A 20123-nucleotide genomic window follows, 5' to 3' on the forward strand; every position below is an offset into this window, starting at 1 on the left:
CTTTTGCCTCAAAAATGTTACGACGATGCAAGCGATGCAGTTGAGCAATGTCCGCATCGGGCTCTGAGCCGTCAGTAAGCCCGGATTGTGCGAACGACAGCTTCCGAAAGCTGAATGTCTGCACATTGGGCTAAACCCGTGAAAACGCCACGTCATCTCGATTTTCGCAATTTCTGCTTTCAGGACTGATTTCAATCACGAAACGCTGCATCACCGCAAGTCCGCTTAGAGCCCTGAGCGGAAGTGTCGAAATCTAACTCCCACGTTCGCTGCACGAAATATACTCTCCCGTCGAAGAGGTCTTGTTCGCATCGCGACAGAGGTCATATCCACTCATTCGAATTTCGCCAAATCCGAAGCCGCAATTCAGAAAGCGCCACGGCTCTTGTGTCATTGGGTATGCATACGTGGTACAGTGCCTTGGCAGCCTGTCCATCATTCTGGAGCAATAGGAAGCGATATTTCTAAGATTCTTTTTGGGAGGTGATTTGATGGCTTTTGCTACAAACAGGACCGGTTCTATCTGGCCCGACGGCGTCGTCCCTTATGTCATCAGCAGCGACTTCAGCAGCGATCAACGGGACGAAGTCGAAGCCGCAATAGAGCACTGGAATATGCGTACCATTATGCGGCTACGGCCTATGACGACAGGTGATGTAGACTTTGTGCGCTTCGAGCCGGCCGAGGGATCTTGCCGCTCACCCGTAGGACGCCAACCCGGTGGGCAATCAGTTAGGTGTGATGTTCTGGATGGTTTCCATCGCGGAAATATCATTCATGAGATCGGGCACGCGGTAGGATTTTGGCACGAACACACCCGGCCCGACCGCGATATGTTTGTTACAGTTCACGAAGACAACATCGAACCTGATGCCATCGGCAATTTTGATATTGGTATGGGCCGTGTGCTCACAGGCTATGACTATGGGTCCATCATGCACTACGGACGGCGCGGGTTTGCCATAGATGATGACGAGGATACGATAACAGCACTCGATCCTGATGCCGACATCGGTCAACGTGAAGGCCTCAGCGCGTTGGATCTGCTTGGGATCTGCCTCATCTACGGCGCTCCTCATTATTCGGTCGCCTGGCAGGACGACAATGATGATGACGGTGAAGCGGATATCTGGTTAGCAGGGCTTTCGGCTTGGGGTAGCTATTGCGGTGGTCAGCAACGCAGGTTGCACAACACCGGTGGCCACCAATCGCGCCCCACGCTAGGGCTGGACGGGCAGCGAAATGCGATGGTCGCCTGGGAAAGTACGTCGAGCGGCGTGCGCCACATTTCCCGACGCGCGTTCCGGGCTGATGGCTCCCAGCTTTTTGGCGGCCATCGGGCGAGTTCAAATGCGTCATCGAACAATCGCGACCCCGATATAGCGGTTGCTCCAGACGGGCGTTTCTTGCTGGCCTGGCAAGAGACAAGAGACAACGTCATACGTATTATGGCGCGGGGCTACAATGCAGATGGGTCAACGCGTATCCCGCTTCAAGCACTCGCGACTTCGGACACTGGAACACCGGCGGCCCCAACGCTAGGCCTAGTGGGCACTGGTGGATTTGTTTGTGCCTGGGCCGAGTTGTCCGCTGATGAGAGCATCTCGATCCGGTGTCGTCGCTTTGATGATGATGGCATTGCGAACGGGCCTGAAACAGTTGTGGCGACGGGACTTGGAGATCAGGAGGCGCATCCGCGAATCGCTGTTGATGGCTTGGGGCGTTCCTATATTGTTTACGAGCGCGGCGCGCGGGATGTGATGATCATGGGTTTGGAGGCGGACGGGAGTGAACGCTTCTCTGAGCGCCCGGTTCCGCAGGATACGCGTGGCGACCAAGTCCGGCCCGATATCGCGCTGCTGAACGATGGAACGCTCATCGTGGTCTGGACCGATGACAGAAACCAGAATGGACTTGGTCAAATCAGGGCACGTGCTTTTGCGACTGACGGCAACCCGGTTTCGGGCGACTTCACTGTAAATCAGCGAGGTGGTGGTGATCAAAGAAATGCGCGTGTCGTTGCGCTTGTCGAGGGTGGTTTTGTTGCCACTTGGCAGGATGACGAGCAGCGCGATCGTCTTTATCAGATACATGCTCAGACATTTACGGCCGAGCGCGAGCCGCGCTTCGCCAACAAGACCGTCAACCAAGTTCAGAAGGGAACGCAAACCAATCCGGCAACCGGTGCCTAGGTGAGATACGTTCCTGGTCGGTGCAGCCCCATAAGACCATGCGTCATCGTATCAGCGCTGTCAGACGAATTCGAACCGGCTTCTGTTAGGCTAGTGAAGCTGACCTTTATCCCACGCCAAGTTCGCGCCACTCGGCAAGAGCGGCGCTGCGTGTCAGCTTTAAGGTGTCTCGGCTGGTGAGCGCTCGTTCCGGATTGAAGCGGTTGCAAACGGAGGAATGAACGGCGACATACTTCTTTAAACTTCGCGTACGCCTGAAACGCTTTGTCGCGCGTTCGCTTCGTCGAAACGGCAAGTGTGAATTCTCGACGCGGTTGTTTAGCCACCTGCCTGTCATTACGTTTTTGAGCGCGCCCAATTGTCTAAGCGCAACCTTGTAGGAAGCGATCTGTGACGACCTCCTCAGCGCAACCGTGCCTCTTCATCAATTTCTTAAGGAGTTTCAGTGCTGCAGCCTTGTTTCGGCGTTTGGTGACAACGGCTTCCAGTACCTCGCCTTGGTGATCGACCGCCCGCCAAAGATAGTGCCGCTTGCCATTCACCTTCACGAAAACCTCGTTCACGTGCCACTCCCATTTGGAGAACGCGCGCAGCTGCTGAAAACGCTTCCGTCTGATCTCAGCAGCAAACATCGGGCCAACCCTGTTGCAACATTAGCAGACAGTCTCGCGGCTCACTTCGATGCCTCGCTCGTGCAGCAGATTGTCGACGTTCCGAAGCGAGAGCGGGAAACGGATGTACAGCATCACCGCAAGACGGATGATCTCGGGACTGGTTTTGAAGTACTTGAAAAGCGATGGTCTTTCTATAATCGGAGGCTACGCAAATCCCCTGCCCGAATCAATCAAAGCTCTTCTGACAAGACCATCATTTTCGCTACGGCCCGACGCATTACTCGGTTTTCTGGATAGCGAATCCCGATCCCGCGGTCCTGTAAGCTTCGCGGGGTGGCGCGAACACGTCGAGCACTTTCGCGCCATCGGGACCTGCACGAAACCCGTGTGCAACGCCGCCCGGAGTGCGCCAGAAGTCACCGCTTCCCACAGCTACTTCGATATCGTCTTGAATACGGATGCCACTGCCTTCAAGCAGAACTCCCCATTGCTCTTCTGGATGAGAGTGGATGGAGCCCTCGCTGCCAGGCTCAAAACTGACCACAGAGAACATTGCCTTTTCGCCAGCGAAGACCCGAGTTTCGATCCCGGTTGTCAGCGTACGGGCGATGCCCTCGCTTAGGTCGGCAAGATTGAAAAAGTTTTCTGGTCTAGACATAAATTGAACCCTTTTGTTTAGGTGCTTTAGCTGCGGTCGAGTTCTAAAATCTCATAGGTGGTCGTACCGGCCAGGATTCGAGCTCGGATGACCTCTTCCCGCTCGGCGACATGAGAGACTTTCTCCAGGATTTCCGCGGCGAAACTCGAAGGCAGAACCACCACGCCATCGTCGTCGCCAACAATGATGTCTCCGGGCGAGACAGAGACCCCGCCTACGACCACCGGAACATCAATTTCGCCCGGTTCGGTTTTTACGGTCGCTTCGGGATGAAAGCCCCGGCAGAAGACCTGGAACCCCAATGCTGCGATGTCTGCGCTATCCCGAATTGTACAATCGAAGACAGCGCCCAAGATGCCCTTGGACTTGCATCCATCGGCCAATAAATCGCCGAACGGGCCAAACCGCTCCGAGCCGCCGCCATCCACGACCAAAACGTCACCCGGCTGGGCCACATGCACCGCACGGTGAATGGCGCCGTTCTGCCCTGGCGTGATGCGCACAGTGCGCGCCGGCCCCGCAATCCGGGTTCCACGGATCAGCGGCTTGATCCGCGCGCTCATAGCTCGAACTCTGGTATCTGCGTTGCAAAAGTTACCAGTTGGAAAAGTAGCGAACGGGGTCATAGTGGTTCCTCTTGTTCGGCAATAAATTCTGCAAGCGCCGACCATAGTGCAGGTGGATTTGAATACATGGGAAAGTGAGCAGAATGTGGAATTTCGATCACTTGAACACCGATATCGGGCAGGTGATTCAGATAGGAAAGATGGCGGTTTTGTTCACCATAAACAAAGGCCTTCGGACATGAGAGCCCCTCGAAGATGTCCATCAGAGGAGTGTTGTCGGACAAGTCGACCATCGACCTGAACACAGGCTCAATCGTTGATGGTCTGACCTTGCTGTCCAGCGCTGCAACGTAGATCGCCGATGAAAATTCCATTCGTTCACGCACACGTTCTTTAAAGCCTTCAAGAAAAACACCCGCATTGGCGGTCGGGAAGTCGACAATCTGGCGCGAAAGAAAGCAGTCTTCCGGCGCGACATTACCTTCGATGTCAAAAAAGCTCAGGACCCTGTCCGGAAGTGCGCTGGCCAGCATTAGCCCGGTCAACCCGCCCATGGAGTGACCGGATAGATGGAACCGATCTAATCCCAGTGCATCAACCGCGGCAGTCGTGACTTCGACAAGGAACGGGATAGATAGCTCATCAGGTCTGCTGATATCAGACGCGCCACAGCCAGGTGCGTCCCAAAACACAAGATCCCGATCCAAGAAGTCTTGGCGAAAGGCAAGATCGGCGTAATCCTCTTTGGTCGACCCAAATCCATGCAGGCATACAAGTGCCGGCTTTATGCCGTTTCGGCGGAGGCATGACAAACGAAGAGAAACTCCGCTGATCGTCAGCTCCAGAATATGAGAGTTCATGACGATGACCTTTGATAAGAGCTTTCGTCTTTAATTTTCGAATTTTGTAGACGAAAAGTCATCGAAAGTATAGTAATGATGCATGATTGACGGAAAAGACCGTGAAATACTGTCCATCCTTCTTGAAAGCTCGGCCATACCAAAAGCTGAGATCGCGCGTCGTGTGGGTCTTGCACCCTCTGCGATCTCCGAAAGGGTTCGCCGTCTGGAATCCATGAACATCATTCAAGGCTACGAGGTCAGGATTGATCCGCGGGCGCTGGGAAAGCCGCTCTTGGCCTTTGTCTTTGTAACCGACGCCAAGCCGAGCCAGGGTTTTGACACAGCCGCCGCCCTGTCGCAGGTGACTGGACTGGAAGAGCTGCACAAAATCGCAGGAGACGATTGCTATCTACTAAAGATACGCGCTTCCGGCACCGACGAATTGAACGAAATCATTGAGCAGCAGATCAATCCGGTTCAATCCGTCACACGTGTTCGTACCACAATTGCACTGAACTCAGTTACTGAGAAACCATGTCTTTCTGGACACGAATTACGCGCGTGAGGTTCCAGTCGAACTCAGCCAGTTGCCGAAATAAAACTATATTACTGCAAGAATTAATGGCGGCTTGAGACGCTGAGCGGTCAATCGCTGCGAGGCGACATGATTTGCGTCCACGAACGACTGGAATGCGGACGAAGCCAATTTTTGGTCCGGTCCAAGAAACTTGAGGTTCCGGCCCCATAGCTAACATTCGTATACTTGTCGCAAGTCGATCTAAGTCGACATTCCCTCCGATCAGTTTTCTGTTTTAAAACAATGCTATTCAGCTTTGCTCGCTTCCTGTTTCATCTATCCCAGTTGCATGAGGGTTGGCATTCACCCCTGCCAACATCTTTATAACTTCGGCTTTCCAGCCCGCCTTGATCTTTAAAGCCAGTTGAGACGGTGGGCGGTGATCGGGCTCAAGGAGCGCATACTCATATCTGAGCGGTTTTTTGAAGGCCACGAACGCAACTTTTCCGTTGGACAGGTTTAGTTCTCGTTCAGTCGCTACAGTCAAAGGATCCACGATCGAATAACACTGACCTGAGCTCACAAAGGGTATAAGGGGTAGAAAGTACTGACAGGTCACTGTTGGGTTGTAGTCAGCTGAAACATCTTGAAACTCTTGCCGAATTTTACGCTGGAACGGGTGCGTGGCATGCAATCCCCCCATAGGCGCTCCGTCGAGATCAGAAATCGACATGGTTCCGCGTGAAGCAAGCGGGCTGTCACGATCAACGGCACAAAAACAATCTGCCCGGATCAGTTCTGTTGAATACTGAGGCTCTTTCCCGGTTGAATGATCGAAGTCTGCAAAGCCGAAATCAATATTCTGCGTGCCTGCGAGCTCAATAATCTGAGGCGAACTGCGTGTAGACAATGTGATACGTATATCAGGGTTTTCGCCGACTGATTGGCTGATGAAACGCGGGAACAAGAAAGCGGATGGGCCCGGCATTGTAGCGATATTCAGACTGCCGGAATGCCCTTTAATCAACCCTTCCATTGTACTGGAAATCGTCGCGAGGCGGTCCAGTATACCTGTTGTTTCGGCCAAAAGGTAATGCGCTTCGGGAACCGGGACCAATCGCCGTCCCTTACGCTCGAACAGTGTCAGGCCAAGGGTCTTTTCAAGATTCTTCAAGGCCAGGCTGATCGCAGGCTGGGTGCGGTTCAGTTTCTTGGCTGTTTGAGAGATAGAGCCAGTCTCCATCACCTCGCGAAAAACGGTCAACTGCATAAGGTTCATGGTCAATATATAAGTCAAACCTTAGTTTTATGAAATATAACAAATTTGTATTTATGAAAATTGCTACTACGCTTGCAGGATCGAAATTCGGCCAAACCGAATCCGACGATCCAACAAGGGAGATGATGATGAAATTTGTGAAATGTTTGACGGGACTGGCCCTGGCAGGCGCACTTGCCGCCCCGGCACTGGCGCAGGACCCAACTTTTTTCCGCATCGGCACTGGCGGCGCGGGAGGAACTTACTTCCCCATTGGCGGCACCATCGCAAACGGAATCTCCGCCCCTCCGGGTTCGCGCCCCTGCGAAGAGGGCGGCCAGTGCGGCGTACCGGGGCTGATTGCTATCGCTCAATCCACCACCGCGTCAGTGTTCAACAACGCCGCCGTTCAAAACGGTGAGCTTGAGGCCGGTCTAGCCGCAGCCGATGTCACCCGCTCAATGTATCTAGGTGAGGGCAAGTTCGAGGGTAAACCTCACCCCAATCTTCGCATCGTGGCCAACCTGTTCCCCGAAGACCTGCACTTGGTTCTGCCTGCCGGTGAGACAATCAACGATCTGAGCGATCTGGAAGGCAAGCGCGTCGGCATCGCGCAAGCCGGTTCCGGTACACAGGTTGCCGTGCTGCAGATGCTGGATGCCTGGGGCGTCAACCGTGACAACATGGATGAGGCCGAGTTGAACAACAGCCAAAGCGCCGAGCGTCTGGCTGACGGTCAGCTTGACGCCTATTTCTACGCTGCAGGCTGGCCTGTTGCCGCGATGGTGCAGCTGTCGTCAACCAAGGGCATGAACCTGCATTCCTTCAGCGACGAAGACATGGCGAAGATCAACGAGATCATACCGGCGTACATCCCCTCGGCGATCCCGGGTGGCGTCTATGAAGGTATCGACGGCGAAACGAAGACCCCGGCGGTTAGCGCGATGCTGGTGGTGTCCTCGGAACTATCCGACGAACTGGTATATGGCCTGACCAAGGCGCTGTGGAACGACAATACCCGCAAGCTGCTGGACAATGGTCACGCAAAAGGCAAGCAGATCACGCCCGATACGGCGCTGGATGGTGTCGAGGCGCTGGGTGTACCTCTGCATCCGGGGGCCGAGAAATTCTATAAAGAAGCCGGTCTGCTTCAGTAATCGTAGCTTACTGACACCTGTCGTCGGTGCCCCTGCGCGGGGCACCGCACTCTGGAATTATGCGAAATCGGAGGGCCATCATGTCCGAGACCCAGAAACTTGATGACCACGAACTGACGGCCGAGGAACTGGCCGCCATCGAAGAACAGTTCGACGAAGGCGCCGCCGTACGGCAGGTTACACCCACCGCAGGCAAGGTACTGCGCGTTGTTGCCCTGATCCTTGCGTTCTACGAATTCTTCACAGCCGGTTTTGGCCTGCCTGCCGACCATTGGCACATGGGTATCTATCTGGCGCTGCTGTTCATTTTGGTTTACGCGACAATTCCGGTAATCGGCTCCAAAAACCTCTATGCGCTCAAGGTCAGCCGGTTCCGTATCGGCAACATCCCCCTGTACGACTTGGTCTTTATGGCTCTGGGGATCATCGCAGCGCTGTATGTTGGGGTCGCATGGCGCGGCATTCCGTTTCTGGGGATCGAGGAACAAACGTTCAGAATGGGCAACCCGAACACCTATGATGTGGTTTTGGGCGTAGTCATCATCCTGCTGGTTCTGGACATCGCACGCCGCACGCTGGGTTGGGTGCTGCCACTGATCATCTGTGTGTTTATCTCATACGCTCTGTTGGGCCCGTATTTCCCCGGATTGCTGCAGCATCCAGGTGTGAACTTCAAAACATTCGTGTCGTCGATGTATTTCCCGCAGGAAGGCATCTATGGCGTCACCCTCTGGGTCGTCTCGACCATCGTTTTCCATTTCGTCCTGTTCGGCGTGATCGCGCAGCGCACCGGATTGGGGCAACTCTTCATCGACAACGCAACCATTTTGGCGGGCCGCTATACCGGTGGGCCGGCAAAAGTGTCGGTGGTATCCTCGGCGTTCTTCGGCACGATCTCGGGCTCTTCGGTGGCCAACACCGTTTCGACCGGCGCGCTGACCATTCCCAACATGAAGCGCCTTGGGTACCCCGGCCATTTTGCGGGCGGCGTCGAAGCCGCATCGTCAGCCGGAGGGCAAATCACGCCGCCAATCATGGGGGCAGCGGCCTTCATCATGGCCGAGTTTCTTGAGGTGCCCTATACCACCATCGTCATCGCCGCGATCTTCCCCGCGATCCTTCACTATGTCGGCGTCTTTGCCGTGGTGCACCTGATGGCACGCAAGCTGAACCTGCAAGGCTTGGCGAAAGAGCAACTGCCGCAGCTAAAGGCCGTCTGGGCCGAAGGTTGGGCTAACATCGTGCCTCTGATCGGCCTGCTGGTCGTGCTGTTCACAGGATATACGCCGTTCATGTCGGCCTTCTGCGGAATTTCTCTGGCAGTGATCGCAGGCATGTCGCGCATCAAACAACCACCCACGCTGATCTATGCCGCGGCGTTCCTGGCCTTCGTGCTGTGGAAATTTTCAGATGGCGGTTTCGATCTGACGATGACGGCGATCCTGTGTGCCTTGTCGGTGATCGCCACGTTGAACCCGCAGAAACGCATCGAAGTACCCGAGATGCTGCAAGCGGTTGAGTTGGGCGTGAAATACTCGCTGGCCGTGGGCGCCGCTGCTGCCGCCGTCGGCATTGTCGTCGGTGTTATCAACACAACCGGCATTGGCTTCCGTATCGGGTTCATGGTCACTCAGGGCGCAGGCAACCTGGCCTCAGACCTGTACAATATGATCTCGTTTGGCAGCTGGCAGCTGTTTGCGATGGAAGACCTGCAACTGTTCATCTCGCTTGTCTTCATTGCCATCGTTTGCATCCTGATGGGCGCAGGCATCCCAACCACTGCGCTCTACATCATGCTGGTCTCAGTCGCACAGCCCGCGCTGGCGCAGTTGGGTGTCCCGCCGATCGCAAGCCACCTGTTTGTACTCTATTACGGTGTTGTGTCCGAGATCACGCCGCCCGTTTGCACCTCGGCCTATGCGGCGGCGGCCATAGCGAACTCCAACCCGTTCCGAACTGGTCTCTCTGCCTTTACCCTTGGGTTGGGCAAGGTGATCGCGCCAATGGCCTTTGTTTATGCGCCGGTCCTATTGTTCGTGTCCTCAACCGGGTTCAACCTGTGGGAATTCACCTACACCGCCACGAGTTGTATCGCCGGGGTCATCGCGCTGTCCGCAGCTGTGGTCGGATACTGGCTGAAACCGCTGAACATCGCGTCGCGTATCCTGATGGCCATCGCGGGGGTGATCTTTGTTGCGCCCAGCCTGACGGCTGACCTGATAGCGCTTGCTGTCGCGTCGCCGGTCATTGTCTCCCAACTGATCGCGCGCAATCGCAGCCATTCCCCGGCTTGATGCGATGACAGAGCAAGTGACCATCATCGGCGCAGGGATCGTCGGCATTTGTTGCGCGCTGTCGCTGCAAGAACGGGGCATACCGGTCCGAATTATCGACCGGAGCGACCCCGGACAGGAAACCTCGTTCGGCAATGCGGGGGTTGTGTCGCCCTGGTCGATTATTCCGCAGGCCGTTCCGGGCATTTGGAAGAAGTTGCCCCAGATGCTGTTGGACCCGAAAAGCGCGCTTTCGGTCCGGGCGTCCTTCTGGCCGAAGATGATCCCGTGGGGGCTGCGTTTTCTGGGAAAGTCCGGCGAAAAGACGGTTCGCGAGATCTCAGATGCAATGGAGATTTTGTGTCGTCCGTCCATTGATCTGTACCGTCGGCACCTGCAGGGCACGGGCCACGAAGCGCTGATCGTGGACAGTTACTATATTCACGCGTTCCGCAACCCTGAACAGGCCAAGCTGAACGACCTTGGTTATCTGATCCGCCAGGAAAAAGGCGGTGAACTGGAGCGTGTCGACGGCGCTGAATTGCGGCGCCTGGAACCAGCGCTGTCAAAAGACCTCAAGGCTGCGATTGTGATCAAAGGTCAGGCCCGCGCAACGTCTCCCGGGCGTTTGGGCGCTGTATTGGCCGAAAAAGCACGTGCGCAAGGTGCTGAGTTTGTGCGGTCCGAAGTCACTAAGCTGAGCCACACCGAAGACGGCACTTGGCAGCTTTTAACGTCGCAAGACACGTTACACGCGCGCAATATTGTCCTAGCGGCCGGAGTGTGGTCTGCCGACCTGCTCAAACCCCTTGGCATACCTGTGCCGTTGGTGGCCGAGCGGGGTTACCACGTCGAATTCCCGGCCCCCTCGGCTGTGCTGAACAACTCGGTTATGGATGTGGACGCAAAGGTTGTCGCAAGTTCGATGCAGGGCGGCCTCAGGGTTGCCGGTACGGCGGAGTTTGGCAGTGTTGATGCCCCAGCAGATCCGCGCAAGGAAAAGATACTGACCGATCAGGCAAAAACTTTGGTGCCGGACCTCGATACTGGCGCGGCAAAGTTCTGGATGGGCCGGCGCCCCTCTTTTCCCGATAGCCTGCCGGCGATTGGGCCGCTGAACGGAAAGGGCGGGCTTTTTGCCGCCTTCGGCCATTCTCATTACGGGCTGATGATGGCGCCAAAGACCGGAGAACTTGTGGCGGATCTGGTGTCCGGACGCAGCCCAAATATCAAGCTGGACCCGTTCTCGCTGGCCCGTTTCTAAATCCCCTATTCGAAAGGACCTGAGCACCATGCCAATTTACGAAGGTGGCCAAAACATCTGCGGGGCATCGATCGGGGTTTTGTGCCTTGAAAGCTATTTTCCCAAACCGCCCGGGCACATCAAGAACCCGTCCAGCCTTCCGTTCCCCGTTCTCTACGAAATGATCGACGGCATCACCGTACCAACTCTGCTAAACAACCCGACGCCCGATCTACTGGCACCCTTTATCAAGGGCGCGCAAAGGCTTGAGGCCGAGGGCGTTCGGGCAATCACGGGAAGCTGTGGATTTCTGGCTCTATTTCAAAAGGAATTGGCTGCGGCGGTTTCCGTTCCCGTCTTTGCATCCAGCTTGATACAGGTTCCTCTGGCCTTTCACATGACCGGGGCGAATGCGCCGGTGGGCGTGTTGACCGCGGATGCATCTGCTCTGACGCCGAAGCATTTCGAAGGTGTCGGCGCTGCGGGCATTCCCGTCGCGGTACAAGGGCTAGAGGACACCAGCGAGTTCGCTGAGGTGATCTTGCGAAACACGCGCACTCGTATGGACACAGATCTCATTGAGGCTGAAGTCCTTGAGGCGGCGCGGCGACTTAAACGCCAAGCGCCGGACATACGGTCGCTTGTGTTGGAGTGTACCGATCTGCCGCCTTATGCGGCGCGCCTTCAGGACGAGTTGCAACTTCCCGTCTTCGATTTGACGACACTGGCGCAGATGGCGCATACCGTTGCGACGCGCAATTCCTATGTTGGCATCATGCCTTGGACCTAAAGGAACAGCAGTATCGCGCGGGACTTGGAGGATTTAAGTGTCCGTTGATCTAGCCATCCTGATGGTTGCCATCGGCCTTGGCGCAATGCTGCAAGTCGGCGTCGGCATCGGGTTTAGCATCCTTGCCGGACCGCCGATGATGATCCTGCTTGGTACGTCAACGGCTGTTCCAATGTTGCTGCTTTTGAATACCGTCGTTTCAGCGGTCGCGACAGACCGAAATGTGTTGAAGGCCGACCGACAGACCATTCGAACGGCAATCATCGGATGCCTCATCGGAGTGGTCGCGGGCCTGGTCGTATACCCCTGGCTGAGCGAGGCGTTTGTCCTTGCCCTAACAGCCAGCCTGTTGCTGATCGGGCTTGTGACGACCTTGCTGCCCCTGCGCCGCTCAATTGGAACAGCAGGGTTTTCGACCGTTTCCGGCTTGTCCGGGTTGGCGACTGTTTGGGCAGCGACGCCCGGCCCGCTAATGGTTTTCGGATTGATTGCGAAAGGCCGCCCAGCCAAAGAAGTTGCCAAGTTGGTTCAACCCATTGCGCTGGTGGCATACGGCATCGCATTCCTGTTGCATAGCCTGTCCGAGACTCAAGCCTTCGCTTATGGCCCGCAGCTATGGGGCTTCGTGGCGCTCACATTGATCGGCAGTTTTTTTGGTCGTGCAATAGGGCCACATTTACCGCAGACTTTGGTCACAACGGCTATCCGCGTGGTATCACTGATAGCCTGTGGCGTTCTCTTTCATCGCGCATTTGCGATCGCGTAAACTCGAAGGGCAACTGATGACACTAGACAACAACCTACACAGATTTCCTCGTGCCCAATTCATGTCAGGCCCAACCCCATTGGAGCGGCTGGACAGGTTGTCTTCGGAATTGGGCATCGACCTCTGGCTGAAACGCGATGACCTCACCGGGCTTGGGTTTGGCGGAAACAAAACGCGGCAGCTTGAGTTCTATTTCGGTGATGCCCTTCAGAAACGTGCGGATACCATTCTGATCACCGGCGCAGTTCAGTCAAACTTTGTTCGGTCTGCTGCAGCCGCCGCAGCAAAACTGGGCATGCAATCCGTCCTCCAACTGGAAGAGCGTGTGTCGGATATGGGCGAGGCGTATTACAGCTCTGGGAATGTGTTTTTGGCACAAATTCTGGGTGCCGAACACATGACCTACCCCGAGGGCGAGGACGAAGTCGGTGCGGACGCTGCGTTGCACGCTCGCGCCGACGAGTTGAAGGCGCAAGGGCGCAAACCTTATGTCATTCATCTGGGACTAAACCACCCGCCTTTGGGTGCTTTGGGCTACGTCGTCGCCGGACGAGAATTGTGTCACCAGATGCCTGATGTCGATGCGGTTGTCGTACCCTCAGGTAGTGGAGCCACACATGGAGGCTTGTTGACTGGAGTAGCCTTGGAAGAAAACACCGCTTCTGTGTTTGGCGTTTGCGTACGCCGGGATCGCGAAAAGCAAATGGCCCGCATGAAAACCGTTCTCCAGAAACTGGCGGATTTGTTGGATATCGACGCAGCACCGTTGCATGACAGGCTAAACGTCATGGACGAAGCGCTGCCTCCCGGCTACGGGAAACTCAGTGGAGGCACTCGGGCTGCATTGGACAAGATGGCTCGTACCGAAGGAATATTCCTTGATCCCGTCTATACTGCGAAAACCTTCGCAGGGTTGTTGCATTTGGTCAGCGAAGGAAAAATCCAAGCCGGCCAGAAAGTTGTCATGGTGCACACGGGTGGGTTGCCTGCACTCTTTGGGTACCAAAACGAGTTGGTAGACAACCTTTCCTAGCTCCACCCAAACCACCATGAAATTCACTAACAGGAACTACTCGAAACATGACCATTACCAGGATCGAAACCGGCCAACGCATGAGCCGGATCGTCAAACACAACGGCGTTGCCTATCTTTGCGGCCAGACATCGGACGCATCTACTGTGGCTGAGCAAACACGAGACATCTTAGCTAAGGTTGAAGACCTTTTGAAAAAAGCCGGTAGCGACAAGACCCGTATTCTGAAATGCGAAATATGGCTTGCTGACATGGCAGATTTTGCCGAGATGAATGCCGTTTGGGACGCTTGGGCACCAGAAAGTCACGCTCCGGCCCGCGCCTGCGGTGAGTCCAAACTTGCCCGCAGTGTTTTGAAGGTTGAAATGATTGTGACCGCAGCCTGTGACTGAACCGCTGTCGGGAGTTTTCGAAAAATCGGCAAAGCGGTATTCTAAGTATAGCAGGCATAAGCCCTCAGTTAATGCGCCGTTTCTCGCAAAAAAGTGCTACCTTTTCCTAGGTTGCGGTCCCATTGGCACCTCTAACGAGCGAGATGCTCACGTTGAACTTGAAAAAAGAGCGGCCGTTCATTCTGCGCGCCTGATCTGCAATCTCGATCTTAAGCGGCGGCCCAAGTGAAAAACGAACCGGTCGGGAGCAAACGAAGCAGACCTCAGAATTACATTGCGCCACATTCCTTCAACACGATTTCGGCTAGTTCTTGAACCGACGCCTTCGGTAACTCAATTCTGATGTAGCCGAGCGCGCAAGGCTCCCTCGATGCGGAGGTCTGGGGCGCGACACTTCGACTCAGATCGCGTTGGGCGACGAGTTCTAACCAAGTCGAGAAATGCAAACTCCCGCAATGGGGCAGAATATCGGGCTGACGGCATTCCTTCCCAAAAAAAATTGGCTTCATGAGAAAAGTGGCGGAGATGAAGTCAGTGTAGCTAAATCTGCAAGATGCTGTTAAATATATATTAAACTTGGACGCAAATGAGTTGTACGCCACAAATACCACACGAAGCTCGATTTCAAGCGAGGCATAGCGAACAGTGTCACATGACGGGCTGTTGGAAAGAACACTGTGGCAGTCAATCAAGCAGAGTGCACCAAACAACCGCTTTGAGCCCCTGTCGGCCATTGGTTGCACTTCGGCCTTTTGTTCACGCAACAGATCGCAAACATCGCATTTCAGACATTCACAGCCCGGCGTCTGATGACTTCGACGCAAGAGCCCCGTAGTGCGATTGCTTGAAAGGTCTCATCACGACCAAACAGCTTCGCGGAAACTCTGACTTGTTTTCAACAAACTACTCGCGCAACATCTATGAACGTCCGGAACCAATTGGGAGGTTGGCATGGCGGAGCTACGCGAAATTGGTAAGACAGGGATACGGGTTCCTCGCGTCGGGTTTGGATCGACAGGGTTGGGAAGTATTCCGGAAATCTATGGGTACGAAGTTGAGGAAGACCGCGCGATTGATACAATTCGGGCAATTCTTTCGCAGCCAAATGCGTTCCTGGACACATCCCGTTGCTATGCCATGGGACGAAGTGAAGAGCGCATAGGAAAAGTCATTCGTGAGCTTGGCGGTTGGCCGGAAGGGCGGGTGCTTTCCACCAAAGTCGACCGGGATATGGAAACCGGTGCCTTTGATTCTTCTCAGGCACGTAGGTCATTCGAGGAAAGTCTTTCGGCCCTAAGCGTCGACAGCGTCGATATACTCCACGTCCATGATGTCGAATATGCAAATGATCTATCTGAGGTCAAAGGACCAGGTGGCGCGATTGAAGAGTTGTTCCGTATCAAGGAGGAAGGTCTGGCAAAGGCGGTCGGAATCGCAGCGGGACGTATCGACTTGATGATGCCAATTTTGGAGGGTTGGGACTTTGACGTGGTCCTTACACACAACCGGCATACGCTGGTAAACGACAACGCGGCCCCACTGATAGAACTGGCGAAATCACGAGGCGTTTCGATATTGAACGCAGCACCTTATTCCGGAGGTGCACTCGCCCGAGGCAGCGCGATCCATCGCTTTTACGTCTATCGACCTGCAGATGATGAAGTACTTGCGCCAATACGTGCTGTTGAAGAGGTATGCGGGCACTACGATGTCCCAGTCGGGGCGGTCGCGTTGCAACACTCTTTGAAAAATGACGACATCATTTCGACCGTTTGCGGAGTGACATGGCCTCAGCATGTTCAACAGGCGATGGAATGGGCGGAGTGGTCCATCCCTGATGGTGTTTGGGAAGAACTAGCCCAGCTCGGGATATCTTCGGAGGACCCAGAGGCATAAAGTGAAATCCCAGAGGGGCATTATAGCAAACAATGCGGAAGATCATTCGAGACTTGATAAGGTGCTTAGAACAGATTTTCGAAAAGGAAACGGTGTCCTCAGTACCTGCTAGTCTCGGCAAGGCCAAAAATCAAAGGGATCAATATGATTGCATTACTATTTGCGTTGTTCACATGCGCCCTTGGGCTCGCCTACTATAAACTCGTCCGACTTTCATACGCCCTCTTCGTAGTTACGCTTTTGGCGAGCGTTTATTGGCTTAAATTTCATGCAACAACGCCGCTTTCAATCCAACTGTGAGATCGTTCCATGTCACCTGAATTTGCCCGAAATATGAACGCGCTTGGTGCCCTGGCTGTCTGCCTCGTGTTGGTTCTTGCATTCTATTTTCAACTTGTTCTCTACGAACTACCTTGTCCGCTGTGTCTATTGCAGCGTGTCGGTTTCGTGGCCGTGGGGTTTGGGCTCGGGCTGAATCTCTTGTGGGGCACGCGTGCAAGGAACTACGGAATCGTCCTTGTGGCAGCAATATTTGGTATCAGCGTTTCGATCCGCCAAATCCTACTGCACATAGTGCCCGGCACCGGGCACTATGGGTCTCCGGTTCTCGGTCTGCATTTTTACACTTGGGCCGGCATAGCCTTCGGATTGATAATACTCGGGACCGCAGTGATGCTTGTCTTTGAAAAGCAATATGATCTTGCTGCGGACGTTAGGGCATCGGAACGGTTCGGTGGAAGCAAGTTGGCCAAAACCGCGTTCATGTTGATCTTAGTTTTGGCAACTGCCAACGTAGGCTCAGCCCTACTGGAGTGTGGACCGGGTATTTGCGACGATCCGCCAACAGATTACAAGTTTTTGGATAGGCTTGAGGAAGCCGGTGAAACTTAGGCCGAGAAGAGATCTTGTGCGCAGTTTTTCCGGTATTTTGCCTCCTAAAATCAAATAGGAAATACAAAGGCGACCTCTCGCTAAAATTATGATCGCAAGCAATTACCAACAAGGAAGCTAAAAACTGTTAACCAACTAGATGGCCATGTTTAAGGCAGTTGACTGCTTTGGGCTCGAAACAGACGCCCAACGGCATCGGTCGGATGGCTGGTGCTAGGTTTAATCGGGAACTCCTCAAACGGGTCTGAAACCTCGCGCGGGTTTTGTCCGACAAACTCGAACCAGTCTCAGTGTGCCGCGGAAACCGCGAACCTATCCGGAACAATTTTGACGCCACTCGGCAAGAGCGGCAGTGCGTGTCGGCTTGAAGGTGTCCCGGCTGGTGAGCGATCGTTCCTGGTTGAAGTGATTGTAGGCGGAGGAATGGACAGACGCGAATTTCTGTAAACTTCGCAAGCGCCTGGAACGATGCATCGCGCGTTCGCGTCGTCGAAAAGGAGGGTACGAATTCTCGACGCGGTTGTTGAGCCTCCTGCCCGTCTGTTGTTTTTCGAGCGCGCCCATTTCTCTGAGCGCTGCTTTGTAGGATGCAAAACGGTCGGTCACGATCCCATCGACACAACCATGGCGTTTAATCAATTTCCTGAGGAATTTCAATGCCGCTTGCTGGATTCGACGCTTGGCAATGATTGCTTCCAGCACTTCGCTCTCATGATCAACGGCCAGCCAGAGGTAGTGTCTCTTGCCATTCACCTTCACAAAAACCTCGTCCGCGTGCCACTTCCATTTGGAGAATGCGCGCAGCTGCTGAACACGCTTCCGTCTGATCTCGACAGCAAACATCGGGCCAAACCTGTTCCACCAATAGCGGACAGTTTCGTGACTCATGTCGATGCCTCGCTCATGCAGCAGATCTTCGACACTACGTAGCGAGAGCGGGAAACAGTTGTACAGCTTCACAGCAAGGCGGATGATCTCGGGACTGATTTTGAAGTACTTGAATGGCGATTGTTTAATCATGCGCGAAGGCTACGAGAGCACCCTGCCCCGCTTAAGCAAAGTTCTTCTAACACGATCATCTTAAATACGAGCGTGCCGCAGCAGGATGATGACAGCGCTCAAAACGGTTGGCTGACCACCCGCACCCTGAACCTTTGGCAAGTTTATGTGGTCGCGCGTGGTACAAAAAACCACCCGAAGTTTGCTGATCAGACAAAAAAGTGTCCGCTTGGATCCAAGCGGACACTTCTTCAGTTCTTTTGGGACCTTACGCGATTGTGTCGTACGCGCTTGGGGCGAAAATGAAGTCGGTTTCATCCAGATCCAGGTTGAAGGCCTGCACGTAGATGCTCTGTTCTTCTCCAAGGTGAATTGTAGCACCGAACAGGGATGTTTCGATCATATCGGATAGCTCATCGAAGCCCGAGATCCCGGCACCGGACAGATCGATTGTGTCCTGTCCTTGCTGGAACCTTAGAATTTTGTCATGCCCATCGCCCAAGTTGAAGATGAACGTGTCTGCTCCAAGACCGCCAGCCAACAGGTCATTGTCGGCCCCGCCGGTGATCATGTCATCGCCCCTGCCGCCGCTTAGGTAGTCGGCCCCTTCGTCGCCGTAGAGGCTGTCATCTCCGCGCCCTCCAAATACCTTGTCTTTCCCAAGACCCCCAAAACCGACATCGTCCCCACGGCCCAGAAGGATCTTGTCATTTCCGCCATTTCCGTCGACGAAATCATTGTCTCGTCCGGTCCGAACGTAGTCTGACTGATCGCCTTTGATCAGGAAATCAACGTCATTTGAGCCGTCGGATTGCAGCAAATCTGCCGGTAGAAGAACCCCGTCCAGCACATGCGCAACGCCATTGCTGGCCGGTACGTCCGTTGCGATCAGATTCGGATCCGCGATGTCGGGATCCGCATCCACCAGCGTCGTGCCATCGACGCCAAGCGTGGCGCCATCCAGCAAGGTCTGGATCGAGGTTGCGTTCAGCACCTCATCTGATCCCAATTCGCCGGGGGCCACGTGGTATTGCAGAACACTCTGCAAGAGTCCGATTGGATCGCCTCCATTCAGAAGTGCAAGAGCTTCTACCAGATAGTCGAACGCGCCTGCTTCATCCCCTCCCTCAAAGCCTAACGCCTGACTTAGCGCGACGAAGGCGGCATCGTTCGGAGCGAAAACGGTGAGGCTGGCATCAGGATCGTCAAGGGCTTCGACCAGGCCTGCAGCCTGAACCGCATTGAACAGGATGTCGAAATCTGTCGCATCGTCGTCGAAGACACCGCCACTTGCCGCAACGATTCCAGCAAGGGTCGGATCGGTGGGCTCGACGGGCTCATTGCCTGGGATGTCGATGGGCAGCAGGACGCGGTCGATGACCTGAATGATGCCGTTGGAGGCCGAGATGTCCGGTGCAACGATGTTGGGATTGTCGATATCGGGTTCATTATCGACCAGCTCAGTGCCCTCCGAGCCGAAAGTCGCACCGTCAAGCAGGGTCGTGACCTGATCCGCCGCATCGACCTCGGCCGCCGTTTTGGCACCGGGAGAGACGTGGTAGGACAGGATGTTCTGCAACAGCGGGATCGGGTCTCCGTCCGGGGCAAGATCGGTCAGCGCGCCGGCGATGAAGCCGAAGACAGCGCCTTCGTCGGCTGTGTCTCCGTCAAAGCCCAGATCGACGGCCAGCTGCGTGAAGGCCGCATCGGTCGGAGCAAAGACGGTGATGTCGTCGGCGTCCCGCACGAGGCCGTCCAGACCGGCCGTTTGCAGCGCCATCACAAGGATGTTGAAGTCATCCGAACCGGCCGCGATGTCCACGATGTTGGGCTCATTGCCTGGGATGTCGATGGGCAGCAGGACGCGGTCGATGACCTGAATGATGCCGTTGGAGGCCGAGATGTCCGGTGCAACGATGTTGGGGTTGTCGATATCGGGTTCATTATCGACCAGCTCAGTGCCCTCCGAGCCGAAAGTCGCACCGTCAAGCAGGGTCGTGACCTGATCCGCCGCATCGACCTCGGCCGCCGTTTTG

General features: G+C 55.0%; 18 protein-coding genes and 1 pseudogene. 12 read left to right on the forward strand and 7 right to left on the reverse strand.

Translation table 11 applies throughout. The annotated features are described in order from the left end of the window. The first annotated feature begins 491 nt into the window (after nt 1–491). Nucleotides 492–2192 (forward strand): M12 family metallopeptidase, encoded by a 1701-nt coding sequence (locus tag ACR0NO_RS06390; protein WP_480723382.1) that lies wholly within the window; start codon nt 492–494, stop codon nt 2190–2192. A 106-nt stretch (nt 2193–2298) separates the two neighbouring features. Here the strand turns inward: ACR0NO_RS06390 and ACR0NO_RS06395 are convergent. From ACR0NO_RS06395 to ACR0NO_RS06410, 4 genes and pseudogenes are all read right to left on the reverse strand, one after another. Then, nucleotides 2299–3001: pseudogene (locus ACR0NO_RS06395) on the reverse strand (IS6 family transposase). A gap of 82 nt (nt 3002–3083) precedes the next feature. Further along, the gene (locus ACR0NO_RS06400; protein ID WP_170639124.1) at nt 3084–3464 is read right to left on the reverse strand and encodes a cupin domain-containing protein; all 381 of its coding nucleotides are present in this window, start codon (nt 3462–3464) and stop codon (nt 3084–3086) included. A gap of 26 nt (nt 3465–3490) precedes the next feature. Next, the gene (locus ACR0NO_RS06405; protein ID WP_480723362.1) at nt 3491–4027 is read right to left on the reverse strand and encodes an RraA family protein; all 537 of its coding nucleotides are present in this window, start codon (nt 4025–4027) and stop codon (nt 3491–3493) included. A gap of 59 nt (nt 4028–4086) precedes the next feature. Then, on the reverse strand, nt 4087–4890 hold the full coding sequence (locus ACR0NO_RS06410) for an alpha/beta fold hydrolase (protein WP_480723363.1): 804 nt from the start codon (nt 4888–4890) through the stop codon (nt 4087–4089). Nucleotides 4891–4972: 82 nt separating this feature from the next. On the opposite strand from ACR0NO_RS06410, the gene ACR0NO_RS06415 reads away from it, so the two are divergent. After that, on the forward strand, nt 4973–5437 hold the full coding sequence (locus ACR0NO_RS06415) for an Lrp/AsnC family transcriptional regulator (protein ID WP_170639127.1): 465 nt from the start codon (nt 4973–4975) through the stop codon (nt 5435–5437). A gap of 262 nt (nt 5438–5699) precedes the next feature. Here the strand turns inward: ACR0NO_RS06415 and ACR0NO_RS06420 are convergent, their stop codons facing one another. Further along, nucleotides 5700–6659, reverse strand: coding sequence for a LysR family transcriptional regulator (locus ACR0NO_RS06420; protein WP_480723364.1), 960 nt, complete (start codon nt 6657–6659; stop codon nt 5700–5702). Between the two features lie 137 nt (nt 6660–6796). On the opposite strand from ACR0NO_RS06420, the gene ACR0NO_RS06425 reads away from it, so the two are divergent. The 10 genes from ACR0NO_RS06425 to ACR0NO_RS06470 all read left to right on the forward strand — a co-directional run bounded on the left by ACR0NO_RS06425 (nt 6797) and on the right by ACR0NO_RS06470 (nt 17088). After that, complete coding sequence (locus ACR0NO_RS06425) at nt 6797–7804, forward strand: TAXI family TRAP transporter solute-binding subunit (RefSeq protein WP_170377124.1); 1008 nt, start codon at nt 6797–6799, stop codon at nt 7802–7804. Between the two features lie 80 nt (nt 7805–7884). Further along, nucleotides 7885–10098: a TRAP transporter permease gene (locus ACR0NO_RS06430; RefSeq protein WP_480723365.1), complete on the forward strand. Its 2214-nt coding sequence runs from the start codon at nt 7885–7887 to the stop codon at nt 10096–10098. Nucleotides 10099–10102: 4 nt separating this feature from the next. Continuing rightward, complete coding sequence (locus tag ACR0NO_RS06435) at nt 10103–11341, forward strand: NAD(P)/FAD-dependent oxidoreductase (RefSeq protein WP_480723366.1); 1239 nt, start codon at nt 10103–10105, stop codon at nt 11339–11341. Between the two features lie 28 nt (nt 11342–11369). Beyond that, a complete protein-coding gene (locus ACR0NO_RS06440) occupies nt 11370–12110 on the forward strand; it encodes an aspartate/glutamate racemase family protein (protein ID WP_480723367.1) in 741 nt (246 codons plus the stop codon). Nucleotides 12111–12147: 37 nt separating this feature from the next. Continuing rightward, nucleotides 12148–12876: a TSUP family transporter gene (locus tag ACR0NO_RS06445; RefSeq protein WP_480723368.1), complete on the forward strand. Its 729-nt coding sequence runs from the start codon at nt 12148–12150 to the stop codon at nt 12874–12876. Nucleotides 12877–12892: 16 nt separating this feature from the next. Further along, a complete protein-coding gene (locus ACR0NO_RS06450) occupies nt 12893–13909 on the forward strand; it encodes a D-cysteine desulfhydrase family protein (RefSeq protein WP_480723369.1) in 1017 nt (338 codons plus the stop codon). A 47-nt stretch (nt 13910–13956) separates the two neighbouring features. Continuing rightward, nucleotides 13957–14301, forward strand: coding sequence for a RidA family protein (locus ACR0NO_RS06455; RefSeq protein ID WP_170681700.1), 345 nt, complete (start codon nt 13957–13959; stop codon nt 14299–14301). Between the two features lie 951 nt (nt 14302–15252). Beyond that, nucleotides 15253–16197, forward strand: a complete 945-nt coding sequence (locus tag ACR0NO_RS06460; protein ID WP_480723370.1) for an aldo/keto reductase — start codon at nt 15253–15255, stop codon at nt 16195–16197. A gap of 144 nt (nt 16198–16341) precedes the next feature. Next, nucleotides 16342–16497, forward strand: a complete 156-nt coding sequence (locus ACR0NO_RS06465) for a DUF5993 family protein (RefSeq protein ID WP_425084400.1) — start codon at nt 16342–16344, stop codon at nt 16495–16497. A gap of 9 nt (nt 16498–16506) precedes the next feature. After that, a complete protein-coding gene (locus ACR0NO_RS06470; RefSeq protein WP_170639136.1) occupies nt 16507–17088 on the forward strand; it encodes a disulfide bond formation protein B in 582 nt (193 codons plus the stop codon). Nucleotides 17089–17400: 312 nt separating this feature from the next. On the opposite strand, the gene ACR0NO_RS06475 is transcribed toward ACR0NO_RS06470, so the two are convergent. After that, on the reverse strand, nt 17401–18108 hold the full coding sequence (locus ACR0NO_RS06475; RefSeq protein ID WP_480723371.1) for an IS6 family transposase: 708 nt from the start codon (nt 18106–18108) through the stop codon (nt 17401–17403). Nucleotides 18109–18355: 247 nt separating this feature from the next. Next, on the reverse strand, nt 18356–20123 hold a 1768-nt coding region (locus ACR0NO_RS06480), incomplete at its 5' end, for a fasciclin domain-containing protein (protein WP_480723372.1).

This window comes from Ruegeria sp. CL3, assembly GCF_056536505.1.